Here is a 17,870-nt window from a genome sequence, read left to right on the forward strand (position 1 = left end):
TAAGACCTGGAAGAACGACGGAATCTGAGGCGGGATCGCTAGTGAAAGGTTCCAGGAAGAGGGCGATCGTCTGCCAGCGTTTGCATTGCGCGGATCAGGCCAAAGGCACGGTCGATAATCTCGGCGCTTGACGGATTGTCGAACATCGCGAGTTCCTCGCGCATCACCGTGAGCATCCAGTTGATCTCAAGGAGCGTCAACACGGTGTTTGAATCGGTATCGGCCGCGACGGTGTAGATAAGATCCGTAATTGTCGTCGTCAGGAAGTCGATGCAATTCAGCCGCTCGGTCACATTCAACAGTGAAAATGGGATCGATGATGTCTTGTCGTCCGTCAGCATCAGCGGTTCCTCCAGAAGAAACACAAGGCGCATCACGCCTCATGGTCCTTCATGAGACGCAGTTCGGCTTCGCGCCAACCGAGCAATGACGTTAATAGATCAAACTGCGCTCCGTCGCGAGTGAAGCTTTTGTAAGATTACGATCAGCCTATTTGCCGGCAGCAAGCTGCTCCGTCGTCAGCAAATCGGCATGGTGGGCGAGGGCGACGTCGGGATGTGAACGCAAGCGGCTCTTCAACTGATTGATACCGACCTCCCGAAAAATGGGGTTGAGCGGATCGACCGAGACGCCTCGCTCGGCAAGCTTCAAATCATCTGGAAGATCGATGACCGGAATTGTCGCGTCGGGTCGCGAGCCGAGGAAGAATGCCACCGAGAAGCGTTCGACGCCCGCCGGCGGCGCAACGACGTCATGCACATCCGCGCGCACGAAACCGTTCGTCGCCAGTTCGAGCAGTTCCCCGGTGTTGATCACGAAGGTGCCGGGAACCGGTGGAGCATCGATCCAAAGATCGTCCTCCGTGCGCACGCGCAGACCGGGAACTGCGTCCTGAAGCAATACGGTCACGAAGCCACCATCCTTATGGGCGCCGACGCCCTGGTCCGTCTCGGCAGCGTCGCGACCGGGATAGCGGATGATTTTCAAAAGTTGTGAAGGCTGCGGTTGATAGATCTCCGCAAAGACATTTTCAGGTTGGCCGAGAGCCACCGCAATCGCCTTGAGAATATCGATACCGATCCGCGTGACTTCGGCCTGGTAGGCAAGCAGCAGCGGCTTGAGTTCCGGCAGCGCTTCCGGCCACTGGTTTGGACCCTGCAAGCGCCGCCAAGCTGGCGTGTCCGGACCGATCACGAAGGGGCTGCTTTCAGTGTTGATGTCGAGCTGCTCTCGCCAATCCTGTTGGCCACGAGTGCGTTCCTGCCCAGCACGGTTATACCCGCGGAAGTGCGGCGACTTCACCATTTCGATCTTGAGCTTTTCTTCCAGCGGCAGCGCGAAAAAACGTTTCGCGGTCGCCACCACATCGCGGATCAAGTCCGGATCGACGCCGTGGTTCTGCAGGTAGAAGAAGCCATGATCGTGGAGGGCGCCGCGCAGTTCCGCGACAAAAGCCTGGCGATCCTCCGAAGTGCCGTAGAAGCGGGAGAGATCGAGTGTCGGCAGTGCGGTCTCGTTTGGTAACTGTGCGACGGTCATGGTTTATCTTGTCACTATCCTCAAAAACATGGCAGGGCGGGCAAGCCAAAACGCGGCAAACTCTGCGGCCAGCACTAATGGGGACGCTAGAGGACGCAATCAGCCGCGGCAAACAAGATCATCTTAAAGATGGAAGACTGCTTGGAACGATTTTGCTGTCCGCGCGCCAAGCCTCGGCAAACACAAACTTCATCGATGGAGAGCAGCCCTGCCCGGAACGTGCCGCTTCTCAGTTGGACACAGCTTCGCAAAGAGGAATGGGGCGCGGTGGCGGCGCTGGATGATCTTGCTTGTATTGGGCGATGATTGGCTCGAGCTTCTCCTTCGGCCAGAACTGTGGCGCGCCGATCTCGCTGAGGCATGAGGCGTTCCAGTAAGAACCGTTTTTGCCTGGCGATTGTCCTGAGGCTACGGCACGCGCGACGGCACTGATGTCACGGGCCTCCGGATAGATATAAAGGGTCGTCGGGTTATCCTTGACCATCGACAGCACCTGCACGGCATCTTCCGGCGACCAACTGGTACAGCCGTCGCTGCGGCCGCCCGCATAGGTGACCAGTTTGCCGAATGGGACGTACCCCTGACGATTGGCGTAGGGGCTTTCCGGCTTTTTCTGCATGCATATCCCCGAGACGAGCGCCGCGGCATGGCCACCAATGGCACGCTGCCTGGCGTTTGCAGTGTCGCCGATGCCGTCGAACTGGACGAATGAGCGCGTCAAAACTGCATCCTGATTGGGAGAGGCACGATAATAGCCTTTGAAGGTCGTCTTGATCTCATTCGTCAGATACGCTCCGCCGGCCGTCAGATTGGAATCCATTGCGTTGCCGAAGTTTTTTGCACACTCCCGCCCGTTGGAAAAGTTGACGACCCCTTGCAGATTGCGGCCACCGCCATGCCCTGCCGATATCACGCGGAGCGACTGGGCGGCCTCGCAGATCATGTAGAACCGGCCGCTGCCTGTCGTTCCGCCGGTACGATCGTTAGGACGCGTGGCGTCCATCGCGAAATAGCATGCGTTTCTCACACGTCCTTCTGCGACCTTCTGCTGGTAAAGTGCCCGAGCCCGTTCCAGCACGACTGGAGCAATCTGCCCGCTCCCTTCGCCAACATATCCCGCCAGCCAGCCTGGAATGGCCGATGCATTGCTCGAGGCAAATGCCGGGCCCGCACCGCCGAGCGATGCCACCACGGCAGCAAAGCCGAGGCGCTTGAAAATGCTAAATCTTGGGAGCATGCGGTCTCTCCCCGAGACGTCGAGACGACCATCCGTGTGATGCGCTCGCGGTTTCGGAATCAAAGTGGCGAAAGGTTCTAATAGCTTACCATTGTGCTTGAGCAATCGTTAACACTGCATTTCCAATTTCGTCGCTGCTGCGGTGAGCGAAACCACTTGCCGGATAGCCGCGCAACTCGGGCGAATACTGTGGACGATGGACCTGGTATTCTGGCCGGCCCACCCGGCGGTGAGCACATGGGAGCACGAGCGTTCCATCAGCTCAAAAGTTGACATTTCAATTTTCGTGAAACGCGGATGCCGCCATCACCGCTGCTGAAGAGCGATTTTCCACGCCGAGCTTAACATAGATTTGTTCCAGATGCTTGTTCACGGTTCTGGCGGAAAGACCCAGTATCTCTCCGATATCCTTGTTGGCTTTTCCTTTGGCAATCCAAAGCAACACTTCAGATTCTCGTTGCGTGAGCTTGAAACGTTGCCGCAGGATCTCGTTGTCAGGCACTTGTTTCGTAGCGGTCAATCGAAATAGGTACTCGTCGGTTCCGATCGTGCCCAAAAACGAAAGTTGCAGCGCCGCTTCTCCTTTGATTTTCACGGCGAATGTCGTGTCGTAAACAGCTCCGGCATTTTCACGTGCCACGATGAAATCGGCAATCGGTGCGGCTAGGCTGTTCAAGCCTTCATCGGTGCCGGACGCGGCATTGACAAGACGAGTTGCCTGCGGGGTCGACCAAAGAACGGAGCCATCGCGGCGAACCGCCATCAAATGTCTTCCAGCGACGTCCAGTGCCACCCGAGAACTCTGGGCGGCGCGTGCATTGCGCAGGTGTACGCGGATGCGGGCGCGCAGTTCATCGACATTGATCGGCTTGGTGAGATAGTCGACACCGCCGGATTCCAACGCATGCACAACATGCTCGGTTTCGGTCAATCCGGTCATGAAGACGACGGGAATCTGGGCGATGCCCGCATTGGCCTTCAGCCGGCGGCAGGTCTCGAAACCATCCATCGACGGCATGACGGCATCCAGCAGGATGAGATCGGGTGTGATGCGCTCGACGATGTTCAGCGCCGCCGATCCGGAGGTGGCGATCAGCACGGAGAAGCCGGACTGCTCGAGCGCATCTGTCAGGAAACCAAGAGCTTCCGGCGAATCGTCCACCAGCAAGACTATGTCGCGGGGAAGTGCGGGCTCAGCCAATCTGTTCTACCTTTTCAGTGTCGAAGGTGCGCAGCACATTCAGGAAGCCGTCAAGATCGAAAGCCTGGACATGAATGCGCATGGCGTCGGTAAAGGGTTTGTTTTCATCAAGCTTGGCGAGATCGGCAAGCTTTGCCTCGATGCCCCTGATATAGCCTATTTCGCCGAGCCGCATCAGTTCGCGTACATGCTCCAGCCCCGGGCTTATCAATGGCGCTGGCGGCCTCAGTGCGACCGGGGCGGAGCCGTCGGCATAAATCCATTTCAAGCCGAGGTGGAGCGCCAGCTTGTCGCGAAGCTGGCGGATATCGACCGGCTTGCCGATGGCGTCATTATGGCTGTCGTCGCTGTCCTTGGCGGCGGCGCGGTCGCCGATATTGGCCGACAGCATCAGGATCGGCGCCATCTGGCCGTTCTCCCTCAGCCGCGAGACCAGTTGCCAGCCGTTCATGCCGGGCATGGAGATGTCGACCAGGAAAAGATCGGGTTTGATGCCCTCGATCAACGTCAGGCAGTCCGGCCCGCCGGTGGCCGTCAGCACGATGAAATCGAGCGGCGACAGTACTTCGCGCATCAGCTCGCGATGATCCTCATTGTCGTCGACGACGACGATGGTACGGCGCGGCCCTTCGTAACTGACGATCCGCTGTTCCTGCGCCGGCGGCTTCATCGGCCGGATCACCGCCGACAGCATCAGGCGCACCTTGAAAGCGGAACCCTTGTCCTTTTCGCTGGAAACGGAGATTTCGCCGCCGAGCGTATTGGTAAGTAGCTGGGTAATGGTCAGTCCAAGGCCGAGGCCCGGCATGGGGCGGACGCTGTCGGCCTCGCCACGCTGGAAGGGCTCGTAAATGCGGGTGAGATCCTTCTCGGCGATGCCGCGCCCGGTGTCGGCGATGGTGAAACTCGCGACCTGGCTGCGATAGCCAACCTCGAAGCGCACACTGCCCGCATCGGTGAACTTGATGGCGTTGGAGAGCAGGTTGACGAGGATCTGCCGCAGCCGCTTTTCGTCGGTGCGGACATAATCGGGAAGGGCGGCGGAGCGTTCATGGATGAAGGTCAGACCCTTGGCCTGCGCCTGCGGGCGGAACATATCGACGATCTGGTCGAGAAAGTCCTGGATGTTGATCTCGTTGGAATAAACCTGCAGCCGGCCGGCCTCGATCTTGGAAATGTCGAGTAGCCCGTCGATCAGACCGGAGAGATGCTCGGCGCTGCGGCGGATGACCTTCAACGAGGATTGCCGGGGCGCGGGAATGGTCTCGTCATGCTCGAGGATCTGGGCATAGCCCAGTACCGCGTTGAGCGGCGTGCGCAATTCGTGACTCAAGCCGACGACGTAGCGGCTCTTGGCGCGGTTGGCGGCTTCGGCCGCCTCCTTGGCGCTCTGCAAAGCCGCATCCGTCTTCTTGTGCGCGGCGATTTCCTTGAGCAGCAGGGTGTTTTGGCGGGAGGATTCCTCCTCGGCGACGACGCGGCTGTCGTGGGCGAGCACATAGAACCAGCAGACGACGCCCGCGATGACGGCAAAGACGAAGAAGACGATCAGGATGGTGCGGTCGACCACTTGCGCCGTCTCGGGCGAGGCGGAGCCAACCTGATGCGCGATCATCGCCAGGATGGCGCCCACAGCCGTCAGGGCCACCGCGACTGCAATGCCGTAGCGGCCGAGACGGGTGGCGAGCTTGGCGACGACGGTCTCCGGCAGGAGGGTCTTGGCGACCGTGCCGATCTGCGTGTTAAGCCGCGCCTTCGGCTTGCACATGTCGTGGCAGCGGCTGTCCAGCGAGCAGCAAAGCGAGCAGATCGGCGCGGCATAGGCCGGGCACCAGGCCATGTCCTCCGGCTCGAAAGGATGTTCGCAGACCGAGCAGGTGATGGTGGCGAGGTTCTTCCAGCTTTGGCGCGGCTTGCGGGCGAGATAGAATTTTCCCTTGGTCGCCCAGGCGAGTGTGGGCGAGGCGATGAGGGCAATGACCAAGGTGATATAGGGGGCGAGCGAGGCGGCGATAGTGCCAAGCGCGCCAAAATGGGCGATGAGGGCAATCGCCGCCGAGAGCGCCATGGCCCCCAGGCCGACGGGATTGACGTCGTAGAGATGGGCGCGCTTGAACTCGATACCGGGAGGGGCAAGACCGAGCGGCTTGTTGATGAAGAGATCGGCGGAGATCGTGCAGAGCCACGCCATGGCGATGATGGAGAAGATGCCGAGGGTTTCCTCCAGCAGCCTGTAGATGCCAAGTTCCATCAGCAGCAGGGCAATGGCAACATTGAAGACCAGCCAGATGACGCGGCCGGGATGGCTATGGGTCAGCCGCGAAAAGAAATTCGACCAGGCAAGCGAACCGGCATAGGCATTCATCACATTGATCTTGAGCTGCGAGATCATGACAAAAGCGGCCATCAACAGCAGCGCGGCGTTGTGCCAGGGAATCATGTAGCCGAAGGCGGTGAGATACATCTGCGCCGGATCGGCGGCGCGATCGGCCGGCACGCCGGAACTTAGCGTCAGCACGACGAGGAAGGAGCCGGCCAGCAGCTTCAGCGCGCCGATGAGTACCCAGCCGGGACCGGCGAGAAAGATCACCAGATGATGCCGCCATTTGCGGCGGCCTTCCGGCGGCAGGAAGCGCAGAAAGTCGGCCTGTTCGCCGATCTGTGACATCAGCGCCAGGATGACGGCGGAAGCAGCGCCGAATTCCACCAGATCGAAGGGAGCGGCCGTTCCCGATGCCTCGGACGCGTGATGTATACCGGCGAACGCCCGCCAGAGGTCGAATTTCCCCCAATCGGAAAAGGCGATGAAGACGAAGGGCAGGATGTTGAGGACGATCCAGAACGGCTGGGTCAGGAGCTGGAACCGGCTGATCAGACGGACGCCGTGCGTCACCAGCGGGATCACCATGACGGCGCTGACGATATAGCCGACCCACAGGGGTATGCCGAGTGTCAGCTCCAGCGCCCCCGACATGATGGATGCCTCGATGGCGAACAGCATGAAGGTGAAGCCGGCATAGATCAGCGAGGTGATCGTCGAGCCGATATAGCCGAAGCTCGCGCCGCGGGTCAGGAGATCGATATCGACCCCGTGTCGGATGGCATAGCGGCTGATCGGCAGGCCGATCGCCAGCATGACGATACTAGCGACGATGATGGCATAAAAGGCGTTGGTCGTGCCGTAGGAGAGTGTTGTGGCGCCGCCGATTGCCTCCAGCGCCAGGAAGGAGATGGCGCCGATTGCCGTCTGCGAAATGCGCTGCGAGGAAAATTGCCTGGCGCTTTTGGCGGTGAAGCGCAGCGCATAGTCTTCCAGCGTCTGGTTTGCCACCCAGCGGTTATATTCGCGTCTCACCGGAATGATGCGTTGCCGCGCCGCCATGCCCACCCTTCAGCAGTCTTCAACTCTAACCGACGTCGTAACACGGAATGCAGCGGCCCTTAAGTGCATGGATTGCTGATATGCTGCACATTTCGCCCCGTCTCCTACGTCATATTACGTATGTGGAATCCCCTGGCGCTGCCGGATAGTCGCGGCAGGCAACGGCTGATCTTCGTTTACGCGCCGTTGCGGGCAGACAAAAAGAGGGGAACTACGCATGAAACTGAAGACTCTTGTCTCCGGCGCGCTTCTGGGCGCCATCATGTCGACGACCGCATTCCACGGAGCTTTTGCCGCCGACGACACCATTAAGGTCGGCGTTCTCCATTCGCTTTCGGGCACCATGGCGATTTCGGAAACGACGCTGAAGGATGCCATGCTGATGCTCATCGACGAGCAGAACAAGAAGGGCGGTGTTCTCGGCAAGAAGCTGGAGCCGGTCGTCGTCGATCCGGCATCCGACTGGCCGCTGTTTGCCGAAAAGGCACGCGAGTTGATCCAGAAGGACAAGGTCTCGGCCGTGTTCGGCTGCTGGACCTCGGTGTCGCGCAAGTCGGTCCTGCCGGTCTTCAAGGAACTGGACTCGATCCTGTTCTACCCCGTGCAGTTCGAGGGTGAAGAGTCCGAGCGCAACGTGTTCTACACTGGCGCAGCGCCGAACCAGCAGGCGATCCCCGCTGTCGATTATCTGATGCAGAATGAAGGCGTGCAGCGCTGGGTTCTGGAAGGCACCGACTACGTCTATCCGCGCACGACCAACAAAATCCTTGAGGCCTATCTGAAGTCCAAGGGCGTCAAGGCCGAAGACATCATCATCAACTACACGCCGTTTGGCTTCTCCGACTGGCAGACGGAAGTCTCCAAGATCAAGGCCTTCGGTTCGGCCGGCAAGAAGACCGCCGTCGTCTCCACCATCAATGGCGACGCCAATGTTCCCTTTTACAAGGAGCTCGGCAACCAGGGCGTCAAGGCGGAAGACATTCCGGTCGTCGCTTTCTCCGTCGGCGAAGAGGAACTTGCCGGCGTCGACACCAAGCCGCTGGTCGGCCATCTCGCCGCCTGGAACTATTTCCAGTCCGTCGACACGCCTGCCAATGCCGAATTCATCAAGGAATGGCATGCCTATACCAAGAACGACAAGCGCGTCACCAACGACCCGATGGAAGCCGCCTATATCGGCTTCAACATGTGGGTGAAGGCGGTCGAGAAGGCCGGCACGACCGATCCGGACAAGGTGATCGACGCGCTCGTCGGCGTTTCCGTTCCAAACCTTACCGGCGGCTACGCCACCATGATGCCGAACCATTACATCACCAAGCCCGTGCTGATCGGCGAAGTGCAGGAAAACGGCCAGTTCGACGTCGTTTCGCAAACCCCCGCGGTGGTCGGCAAGGAATGGTCGGATTACCTGCCTGACAGCAAGGACCTGATCTCGGATTGGCGCATGCCGATGAACTGCGGCAACTTCAACGTTTCCACGGGCAAGTGCGGCGGCAAGGGTTCCTGAGTTCCGCCCGATATCGAGGCGGCGATAAGCCGCCTCGAATAATTCCTTGACGTCGCATGATCCCGAAAACCGCTTCGCACTTTTCGGGATCATGCGCGCAGATCGTCGCGGGCAGGCTCCTCTGCCCGCGACAGCATGAGGGGACGTGCGATGTTCGACAAATTCATTTACCGCAAGGCTTTGGCGTTTGCCGCCGGCTTTTGCCTGATGCTGGTGCTGGCGGCGACCGCGCTGCGCGCCGAGGAGGATGCGCATAGCCTCATCAATGCGCTAGGTCCGGCAAACTTCCAGCAGGCCGACGAGATCGTGAAGAACCTGGCCAAGACCGGCGATCCCAAGGTAGTCCCGGCGCTGCAAGCCTTTTCGGACGGCGATCTCTATGTCCGCAAATCCGACAATCAAGTCTTCATCGCCAAATCTTTCGGTGATGGCATGGCCTTGGTCGATCCGTTGACCGGGCAGGCGGCCGGCCAGGAAGCCAAGGGCAATCTCAGCAAGATCAAGATCAACAACAATCTTCGTCGCTCGGTCCGTGCGGCGCTCGGCGGCCTGACGCTGATGAGCCCGGATCGCGGCGCCAGATTGGAGGCGGCTCAATCTGTGCTGAAATCGCCGAGCGCGGATTCGCTGGACGCGTTGGAAGCAGCGTTGCAGGGCGAAAAGGATGGCGAAATCCGCGGCGTGCTCGAGAGGGCGCGCGCGGTTGCCGTGCTAAGCTCCGATCGTTCGCCGGAGCAGAAGAAGGCAGCGATCGAGACGATCAGGAACGAAGGCGGCCGCGATGCGATCGGGGTTCTCTCCTCGGTTTCCGTGGACGACAGCCTGAAGCCCGATATCGCGGCTGCTATAGCCAGCATCCAAAGCCAATTGGCGATCTGGGATGCGGTGCAGAACGTCTGGTACGGCCTGTCGCTCGGCTCGGTGCTTCTGCTTGCCGCCATCGGGCTTGCCATCACCTTCGGCGTCATGGGCATCATCAACATGGCACATGGCGAGATGGTGATGCTGGGCGCCTATTCCACCTTCATGGTGCAGAGCGTTATCCGCAGCTCTTATCCGGAACTCTTCGACTGGTCGCTGGCGATCGCCTTGCCGGTCGCGTTCCTGGTCACCGGCGCCGTCGGCCTCGTCATCGAGCGCGGCGTCATTCGTTTCCTCTATGGCCGGCCGCTGGAAACGCTGCTCGCCACCTGGGGCATCTCGCTGATCCTGCAACAGGCGGTGCGTTCGATCTTCGGGCCGACCAATCAGGAAGTCGGCAATCCCTCCTGGATGTCTGGTTCCTTCGATCTCGGTTATCTCTCGATCACCTGGAACCGCCTCTGGATCATCGTTTTCGCGCTTGGCGCCTTCGTCGCCCTGCTGTTGCTGCTGAAGCGCTCGGCCTTCGGCTTGCAGATGCGGGCGGTGACGCAGAATCGGCGCATGGCGTCCTCCATGGGCATTCGGACGCCCTGGGTCGATGCATTCACCTTTGCCCTGGGGTCGGGCATTGCGGGGATGGCAGGCGTTGCGCTCTCGCAGATCGACAACGTCTCGCCAAACCTTGGCCAGAGCTACATCATCGACAGTTTCATGGTTGTCGTTTTCGGCGGCGTCGGCAATCTCTGGGGAACGCTGGTCGGTGCCTTCTCGCTCGGCATCCTCAACAAATTCCTCGAACCCTATGCGGGGGCGGTGCTCGGCAAGATCCTGGTTCTTGTCCTCATCATTCTTTTTATCCAGAAACGTCCGCGCGGGCTCTTCGCCCTCAAGGGAAGGGCGGTGGAAGCATGATCACGGCCTTTATCCTTCGTTCGCTCGATCGGCGTATCAGCATCGCCATCGCGATCCTGCTGGCCGTCGCGGTGCTCGTGCCGCTGTCGAACCTGGCTCTGCCGGAAAGCAGTCCGCTGCATGTGCCGACCTACCTGATGTCGCTGTTCGGCAAATATCTGACCTACGCGCTGCTCGCCTTGGCGCTCGACCTCGTCTGGGGCTATTGCGGCATTCTCTCGCTCGGTCACGGCGCCTTCTTTGCGCTCGGCGGCTACGCGATGGGCATGTATCTGATGCGGCAGATCGGATCGCGTGGCACCTATGGCAATCCCATCCTTCCGGACTTCATGGTGTTCCTGAACTGGAAGGAATTGCCCTGGTTCTGGTACGGCTTCGACCATTTCTGGTTTGCGATGATCATGGTGCTGGCGGCCCCTGGTCTGCTCGCCTTCGTCTTCGGCTGGTTCGCCTTCCGCTCCCGCGTCAACGGGGTCTATCTGTCGATCATCACGCAGGCGATGACCTATGCGCTGCTGCTCGCCTTCTTCCGCAACGACATGGGTTTCGGCGGCAATAACGGCCTGACCGATTTCAAGGATATTCTCGGTTTCAACATCCAGGCCGACGGCACCCGCGCCGTGCTCTTTGCCGCCACCGCGTTGTTTCTGGCGCTGGCGCTGATGCTGTCCTCGGCCATCGTGCGCTCGAAGTTCGGCAAGGTACTGGTCGGCGTGCGCGATGCGGAAAGCCGGACGCGCTTCCTGGGCTATCGTGTCGAGCACATGAAGCTTTTCGTCTTTGTGGTATCGGCGATGATGGCAGGCGTTGCCGGCGCACTCTATGTGCCGCAGATCGGCATCATCAACCCCGGTGAATTCGCGCCCGCCAATTCGATCGAAGTGGTCATCTGGACGGCGGTCGGCGGCCGGGCGACGCTGATCGGCCCGATTATCGGCGCCATCCTCGTCAATGGCGGCAAGACGGTTTTCACCGGTCTGTTTCCCGATTTCTGGCTCTTTGCTCTCGGTGGCCTCTTCGTCGCGGTGACGCTGTTCCTGCCCAAGGGCATCGTCGGCACGATAGCGCAGCATATCGGTAGTGGTCGCAAACCGGTGAGCCCGAAGCCTGAAGCAGACGAAGATGAAGCCGAAGCCGGCAAGACGACGATCCAGGCGGCGGAGTGAGACCATGATCCCGGACATCAAGCCCAACAGCATGCTTTATCTCAACAACGTCTCGGTCGCCTTCGACGGCTTCAAGGCGCTTAATTCCCTGTCGATCGTCATCGAGCCAGGAGAGCTTCGCGCCATCATCGGCCCGAACGGCGCCGGCAAGACGACGATGATGGACATCATCACCGGCAAGACGCGGCCCGACCAGGGCGAGGTGTTCTTCAACGGCCAGATCGATCTGACCAAGAAGGACGAGGCCGATATCGCCCAGCTCGGCATCGGCCGCAAATTCCAGAAGCCGACCGTCTTCGAAAGCCATACCGTTTGGGACAATCTCGAACTGGCGCTCAACCGCAAGCGTGGCGTTTTCTCGACGCTCTTCTACCGCTTGACGCCTGAAGACCGCGCCCGCATCCACGAAATCCTCGACACGGTGCGCCTTTCCCACCGGCGCGACGAGTTGGCCGCCAATCTTTCGCATGGGCAGAAGCAGTGGCTGGAGATCGGCATGCTGCTCGCCCAGGACCCGAAGCTGCTTTTGGTCGACGAACCTGTGGCCGGCATGACCGACGCTGAGACGGCCGAGACGGCCGTGCTGCTAAAGGAGATCGCCAAGACACGTTCGGTCGTGGTGGTCGAGCATGACATGGGCTTCATCCGCGATCTTGGCGTCAAGGTGACGTGCCTGGCGGAAGGTTCGGTGCTGGCCGAAGGCTCGATCGATTTCGTCAGCAACGATCCGAAGGTGATCGAAAATTATTTGGGGCGATGAGATGCTGACAGTCGAAAACGCAAATCTGCATTATGGCGCCGCTCAGGCGCTGCGCGGCATCTCGATCAAGGCGGAGATGGGCAAGATCACCTGTGTGCTCGGGCGCAACGGCGTCGGCAAGAGTTCGCTGCTGCGCGCCGTCACGGGACAGCACCCCTTGAGCGATGGCACGATTAATTTCAATGACATTGCGCTGAACGGTATGGCCCCTTTCGCTCGCGCCAAGCTCGGCATCGGCTATGTGCCGCAGGGGCGGGAAATCTTTCCGCTACTGACGGTCAAGGAAAATCTGGAAACAGGTTATGCGCCGATCGCCCGCAAGGACCGCTTCGTTCCTGAAGAGATTTTTACGCTCTTTCCGGTGTTAAAATCGATGCTTTCCAGGCGCGGCGGCGATCTCTCCGGCGGCCAGCAACAGCAGCTAGCGATCGGCCGAGCGTTGGTGACGCGGCCTAAGATCCTCGTCCTTGACGAGCCGACGGAAGGAATCCAGCCCTCAATCATCAAGGATATTGGCCGAGCGATCAAATATCTGCGCGACTCGACCGGGATGGCAATTCTGCTAGTCGAGCAATATCTTGATTTCTGTCGGGAGCTTGCGGATTACGTTTATATCATGAACCGTGGCGAAATTGTCCACGAGGGGCAGGCGGAAACGCTTGAGACGCCGGAAGCCCGACGCCATCTGACCGTTTGACGAGCTGGAAGGAGCAACACGCTCCCAATTGGCATCATCGTCATGGCTCTCAAAGCCGAGCAATTCGTCTCAGTTCGTCTGCCGTCGTTGTAGGAAAGCCGAAGAATTCAAGATAGGCCGGTATCTGCTCAAACAACATGTCCGTCCCGACCTGATACCGGCATCCTCTCTCGCGTGCCGCGGCCAGAAACGGCGTGATCTCCTCCTTCATCACCACTTCGCCGACGAATGTGGAGGGGGCTAGCCGCGTCACATCCAGCGGCAGAGGGTCGTCCTTGCGCATCCCCAGCGGTGTGGCGTTGATGACGATATCGAAGCCATCAGGTTTGTTTGAGCCTGTCGTGACTTGGGTTGCCGGGTAGTAGGTGTTGAGGCGGGTTTTCAGGCCATCAAGGGACTCCTTGTTGTCGTCGTGGAGGGCGAGGTGGGCGAGGCCGGCGCTGGCGAGCGACGCCGCGATGGCAGAGCCGACGCCGCCGGCGCCGATAATGAGGGCTTTGGCGCCTGATATCGTCTGGCCCTTGCGTTTCAGCCCTCGCACGAAGCCCTCGCCGTCGAACATGTCGCCGATCAGTTTGCCGTTGGGGCCGAGTTTCACGGCGTTGCAGGAGCCGGCCACGCGGGCGTTGGTGGAGATCTCGTCCAGGAGCGCCATGGTAGCGATCTTGTGGGGCATGGTGATGAGGGCGCCTTGGACGTTTGACAGACGGAAGATCAGCTTCAGGAAATCGGGGTAATCCGCCGGCTTGCAACCCATGGGCACGACGACGGCGTCGATGCCCTGTTCCTCGAAAAAGGGATTATAGATCAGCGGCGCCTTGAAGCTTTCCGTCGGGTAGCCGAGATGAGCGATGAGCCGCGTGGTTCCGCTAATCATGGGCATGACTTCTCGTTTGACTAGGGAACACAGTCTTTCCGGAGCGGGCGGATTGCTTGATAGCCTCGATGACGCGCAGTGTCGCAAGCCCCTCATGGCCGCTGACGAGCGGCGTGGCGCTGCCTTCAATGATATCGCAGAAATGCTGGAGCTGCAGGGTCAGGGGGTCGGCCGGCATCACGGCAAGACGCTCTTCGCCAAGCGGCTCGCGCCAGTCGGGGCGCAGCGCGTTGCGCCAGAGTGCAAGCTGCGGGATCGAAAGCGAGGCCTCCGTGCCGCCGATTTGATAGCAGAACTGGTCCTGCTGCGGAAAGCCGGAGTTTTCGCCCGCCGTCATCTCCCAGCTCCAGGGTGAGACGACGGCATCGGAGGCGGTAAGTGTTGCGAGAACGCCGCTCTCAAAACGCAGGAGCACGACGACGGTGTCTTCCACCGAATGACCCCTTGCGGCATTGGATTCCACCGCATGCACGCTTTCCACTTCGCCGAAGAGATAGCGGAAGAGATCGACGTCATGGATGAGGTTGATGAAGGTCGGCCCGGCGCCTAGCTCTCGGCGCCATTTCACATTGAAGTAATCGTCGGGTTTGGCGACCCAGAAGCTGCCGTGAACAGCGCGGATCTGCCCGAGTCGGCCACTGTCGATGATGCGTTTGGCTTGCCTAATCAAAGGGTTATGACGGCGGTGATGGCCGACGAGAATGGGTACGCCGGCCCGCTCGGCGAGGCTGACGAGGCCGGCGGCCGCCTCGCTATCGTCGGCGATTGGCTTTTCGATGAGAACAGGAATGCCCGAGGTAATCACCTCAGTGGCGTTTGCGACGTGAAGTTGGTTCGGCGTTGCGACGATGACGCCATCGGGGCGACGCCCTTTTTCCAGCGCTTCGGCAAGGCTTGCAAACCAGGTGATGCCATTGGTCCGTGCCTCGTCACGGGCCGCGGGCGAGGGGTCGATGACGGCGGCGAGTGCCGTGCGCGGCTCTGACAACACGCCCTCGATATGGCGCCGGCCAATCAGCCCGGCGCCAACTACGGCAATTTCGAGCGGGCGTGTGCACGACGAATCTAGCATGAAAGCTTCCTTTCGACCCTAGTTGCGCAGAATTTCGCCGAGGAATTTGCGGGTGCGCTCATGGTGGGGATTGGTGAAGAATTCGGCGGGGGAGGCCTCCTCGACGATCGCGCCGCTCGCCATGAAGATCACCCGGTTGGCAACCTGGCGGGCAAAGCCCATTTCATGCGTCACGCAAATCATCGTCATGCCTTCTTCGGCGAGGCTGATCATCGTATCGAGCACTTCCTTGACCATCTCGGGATCGAGTGCAGAGGTCGGCTCGTCGAAGAGCATCACCTTGGGCCGCATGCAGAGCGCGCGCGCGATTGCCACGCGCTGCTGCTGTCCGCCTGACAGCTGCACGGGATATTTGGCTGCCTGTTCGGAGATTTTGACGCGGGCCAGCAGGCTGCGCGCCCGCTCTTCCGCCTCAGATTTCGAAACACCAAGCGCGCGCATCGGCGCCAGCATGCAGTTTTGCAGAACCGTCAGATGCGGGAAGAGGTTGAACTGCTGGAAGACCATGCCGACCTCGCGCCTGATCGCATCGATCGCCTTCGCCTGATTGCCGAGCAGGATGCCGCGGACGTGGATCTCGCCCTTTTCATAGGTCTCGAGATGGTTGATGCAGCGGATCAGGGTCGATTTTCCGCTGCCGGAGGGGCCGCAGAGCACGATGCGCTCGCCTCTGCGCACCTCGATGTTGATATCGTGCAGAGCTTGGAAGGCGCCGTACCATTTTTCCACATGGCGCATGGTGATCATGGTTTCGCCAGCGGTTGTGTTCGATACTGGGGCGGTTGCTGTCGTCATGGTCTTGTTTCCGTCGATCTCTGTGGCCGTGTCATCGCGCGTGGGCGGCGTTGAAGCGCCGTTCCAGACGCGCGCCGAGGATCGTCAGTGGACAGCACATCAGGAAATAAAGGGCGCCGACGATGCCGAAGACGGTCAGCGGCTGGAAGATCTGGTTGGAGATGATGTTGCCGGCGCGCGTCAGTTCCGTGAAGCCGACGATGGAGGCGAGCGACGTGCCCTTGATGAGCTGCACTAGGAAGCCGATCGTCGCCGGCAACGAGATGCGGATTGCCTGCGGCAGGATCACATCCTTCATGCGCGAGACATATTTCAGGCTGAGCGCCTTTGCCGCTTCCGTCTGGCCGCGCGGCACGGCCGCGATCGAGCCGCGCCAGATCTCACCGAGATAGGCACTGGCATGCAGCGTCAGGCCGATTGCCACCGCTTCCCAGGCATCGAGCTTGAGGCCGATGAGCGCCAGCCCGTAATAGGTGACGAAGAGCTGCATCAGGAGCGGAGTGCCCTGAAAGACAGCAATGTAGGTCGCCGTCGCCCGCTCCAAAAGCGGTATGCCCGAGGTGCGCGCCAGTGCCACGCCGAGGCCCGCGATGCAGCCGCAGACGAAGCCGACGGCCGAGAGAAGCACGGTCCATTTCAGGCCGATCAGAAGGAAGATGAATTCTTCGCTGCCCATGGTGCCCTCAATTGACCGGATAGGTGAAATAGCGGGCCGAGAAAAGCGCAAAGAGGCGCATCATCAGCCAGGAAATGACGAGGTAGAAGATCGTGATGGTGAAATAGACCTCGAAGCTGCGGAAGCTGTCGGATTCGATGCGCTGAGCCACTGAGGTGAGCTCATAAGCCGAGATCGCTGAGACGATGCTGGTCGATAGCGTCAGGAGCACGAACTGACTGGTCAGCGAGGGATAGATCGCCCTCAGCGCCGGCTTCAGGATGATCAGCCGGAAGACCTGGACCTTGTGCAGGCCGAGCGCGAGGCCCGCTTCCATCTGCCCCTTGGGAATGGATTGCACGCCGCCTCTGATGATCTCGATTGCATAGGCGCCGCCATTGATGCCGAGCGCGATGATCGCCGTCGGCGTCGGGTCGAGGCGGATGCCGATCAGCGGCAGGGCGAAAAACAGGAAGAAGATCTGCACCAGGAAGGGCGTGTTGCGGATAAGCTCCACGAAGCCGATCACCAGCCAGCGCACGGGTTTGATCGGCGAATCCCTGAGCGCCACGCCGCCGATACCGATGATGACGGCGAGAATCATGCCGCAGATGGCAAGCAGGAATGTGCCGAGACAGCCGAGCAGCAGGCTCGGCAGGCCATCGATGACGGGCGTGAAATCCAGGTGATAGTTCATGTTTTCGCTGCCCCCACCATGCCGGCCATCGCCTCTATGGCAAGCTCGTAACCACGGGCGCCAAAGCCGATCATGATGGCGGTGGCGATGCGCGAGACGAGGGATTTATGGTAGATCGCCTCCCGGGCATGGACATTGGAAATATGCAGCTCGATCTTCGGCGGCTCGAAGGTTTTCAGCGCATCGAGCAGCGCGATCGAGGTGAACGTATAGGCAGCGGGATTGATGATGATGCCGCAGGCCTCTTTCCGGGCCTGATGCACGCTTTCTACCAGCTCGCCTTCGAAATTCGTTTGGCGGAAATCGATCGTAAAGCCGAGGCTGTCGGCTTTGGCGAGACACATCTGCCTGATGTCTGCGAGTGTCGTCGAGCCATAGATATGCGGCTCGCGCTCGCCCAGCAGGTTGAGGTTCGGTCCGTTGAGGACGAAGATGGTTCTGGTCATATGCACCTCACCCCGGGATAGGCTAGTTTCTTGGTCTTGGGCAAAAAGGTGGTGTGGACGGGC

Annotated in this window: 16 protein-coding genes; 5 read left to right on the forward strand and 11 right to left on the reverse strand. The window is 60.2% G+C overall.

Annotation, left to right across the window (positions count from 1 at the left end; all coding sequences use genetic code 11):
• Positions 1 to 38 precede the first annotated feature (38 nt).
• The 5 genes from PH547_RS21710 to PH547_RS21730 all read right to left on the reverse strand — a co-directional run bounded on the left by PH547_RS21710 (position 39) and on the right by PH547_RS21730 (position 7,359).
• Positions 39 to 374 carry a hypothetical protein gene (locus PH547_RS21710; protein WP_104827591.1) on the reverse strand — a complete coding sequence of 112 codons (336 nt, stop codon included), beginning with the start codon at positions 372 to 374 and terminating at the stop codon, positions 39 to 41.
• Positions 375 to 489: 115 nt separating this feature from the next.
• Positions 490 to 1,539, reverse strand: coding sequence for an isopenicillin N synthase family dioxygenase (locus PH547_RS21715; protein WP_285169443.1), 1,050 nt, complete (start codon positions 1,537 to 1,539; stop codon positions 490 to 492).
• A 229-nt stretch (positions 1,540 to 1,768) separates the two neighbouring features.
• Entirely contained in the window at positions 1,769 to 2,776 is a 1,008-nt protein-coding gene (locus PH547_RS21720) for a hypothetical protein (RefSeq protein WP_285169444.1), read from the reverse strand.
• Positions 2,777 to 3,053: 277 nt separating this feature from the next.
• Positions 3,054 to 3,977 carry a response regulator transcription factor gene (locus PH547_RS21725; RefSeq protein ID WP_285169445.1) on the reverse strand — a complete coding sequence of 308 codons (924 nt, stop codon included), beginning with the start codon at positions 3,975 to 3,977 and terminating at the stop codon, positions 3,054 to 3,056.
• Positions 3,970 to 7,359 (reverse strand): hybrid sensor histidine kinase/response regulator, encoded by a 3,390-nt coding sequence (locus PH547_RS21730; RefSeq protein ID WP_285169446.1) that lies wholly within the window; start codon positions 7,357 to 7,359, stop codon positions 3,970 to 3,972. Before PH547_RS21730 ends, PH547_RS21725 begins: the two co-directional genes overlap by 8 nt.
• A gap of 217 nt (positions 7,360 to 7,576) precedes the next feature.
• Between PH547_RS21730 and urtA the strand changes: the two genes are divergently transcribed.
• From urtA to urtE, 5 genes are all read left to right on the forward strand, one after another.
• Positions 7,577 to 8,866, forward strand: a complete 1,290-nt coding sequence (urtA, locus tag PH547_RS21735; RefSeq protein WP_260304408.1) for an urea ABC transporter substrate-binding protein — start codon at positions 7,577 to 7,579, stop codon at positions 8,864 to 8,866.
• Positions 8,867 to 9,016: 150 nt separating this feature from the next.
• Positions 9,017 to 10,642, forward strand: a complete 1,626-nt coding sequence (urtB, locus tag PH547_RS21740; RefSeq protein ID WP_285169447.1) for an urea ABC transporter permease subunit UrtB — start codon at positions 9,017 to 9,019, stop codon at positions 10,640 to 10,642.
• The gene (gene urtC, locus PH547_RS21745) at positions 10,639 to 11,808 is read left to right on the forward strand and encodes an urea ABC transporter permease subunit UrtC (protein ID WP_104827584.1); all 1,170 of its coding nucleotides are present in this window, start codon (positions 10,639 to 10,641) and stop codon (positions 11,806 to 11,808) included. The genes urtB and urtC overlap by 4 nt, the downstream gene beginning before the upstream one ends.
• Before the next feature lie 4 nt (positions 11,809 to 11,812).
• On the forward strand, positions 11,813 to 12,568 hold the full coding sequence (gene urtD / locus PH547_RS21750) for an urea ABC transporter ATP-binding protein UrtD (RefSeq protein WP_104827583.1): 756 nt from the start codon (positions 11,813 to 11,815) through the stop codon (positions 12,566 to 12,568).
• Between the two features lies 1 nt (position 12,569).
• A complete protein-coding gene (gene urtE / locus PH547_RS21755) occupies positions 12,570 to 13,265 on the forward strand; it encodes an urea ABC transporter ATP-binding subunit UrtE (protein WP_285169449.1) in 696 nt (231 codons plus the stop codon).
• Positions 13,266 to 13,314: 49 nt separating this feature from the next.
• Here the strand turns inward: urtE and PH547_RS21760 are convergent, their stop codons facing one another.
• From PH547_RS21760 to PH547_RS21785, 6 genes are all read right to left on the reverse strand, one after another.
• Positions 13,315 to 14,142: a shikimate dehydrogenase family protein gene (locus PH547_RS21760; protein WP_285169532.1), complete on the reverse strand. Its 828-nt coding sequence runs from the start codon at positions 14,140 to 14,142 to the stop codon at positions 13,315 to 13,317.
• Positions 14,135 to 15,214, reverse strand: coding sequence for a Gfo/Idh/MocA family protein (locus PH547_RS21765; RefSeq protein WP_285169450.1), 1,080 nt, complete (start codon positions 15,212 to 15,214; stop codon positions 14,135 to 14,137). Before PH547_RS21765 ends, PH547_RS21760 begins: the two co-directional genes overlap by 8 nt.
• 18 nt (positions 15,215 to 15,232) lie before the next feature.
• Positions 15,233 to 15,961, reverse strand: coding sequence for an amino acid ABC transporter ATP-binding protein (locus tag PH547_RS21770; protein ID WP_285169533.1), 729 nt, complete (start codon positions 15,959 to 15,961; stop codon positions 15,233 to 15,235).
• Between the two features lie 79 nt (positions 15,962 to 16,040).
• Positions 16,041 to 16,685 (reverse strand): amino acid ABC transporter permease, encoded by a 645-nt coding sequence (locus PH547_RS21775; RefSeq protein WP_104827580.1) that lies wholly within the window; start codon positions 16,683 to 16,685, stop codon positions 16,041 to 16,043.
• Positions 16,686 to 16,692: 7 nt separating this feature from the next.
• Positions 16,693 to 17,361 carry an amino acid ABC transporter permease gene (locus PH547_RS21780; RefSeq protein WP_285169451.1) on the reverse strand — a complete coding sequence of 223 codons (669 nt, stop codon included), beginning with the start codon at positions 17,359 to 17,361 and terminating at the stop codon, positions 16,693 to 16,695.
• Positions 17,358 to 17,807 carry a type II 3-dehydroquinate dehydratase gene (locus PH547_RS21785; protein WP_285169452.1) on the reverse strand — a complete coding sequence of 150 codons (450 nt, stop codon included), beginning with the start codon at positions 17,805 to 17,807 and terminating at the stop codon, positions 17,358 to 17,360. The genes PH547_RS21780 and PH547_RS21785 overlap by 4 nt, the downstream gene beginning before the upstream one ends.
• Positions 17,808 to 17,870 lie beyond the last annotated feature (63 nt).

Source organism: Rhizobium cerradonense, assembly GCF_030182455.1.
Classification (GTDB): Bacteria; Pseudomonadota; Alphaproteobacteria; order Rhizobiales; family Rhizobiaceae; genus Rhizobium.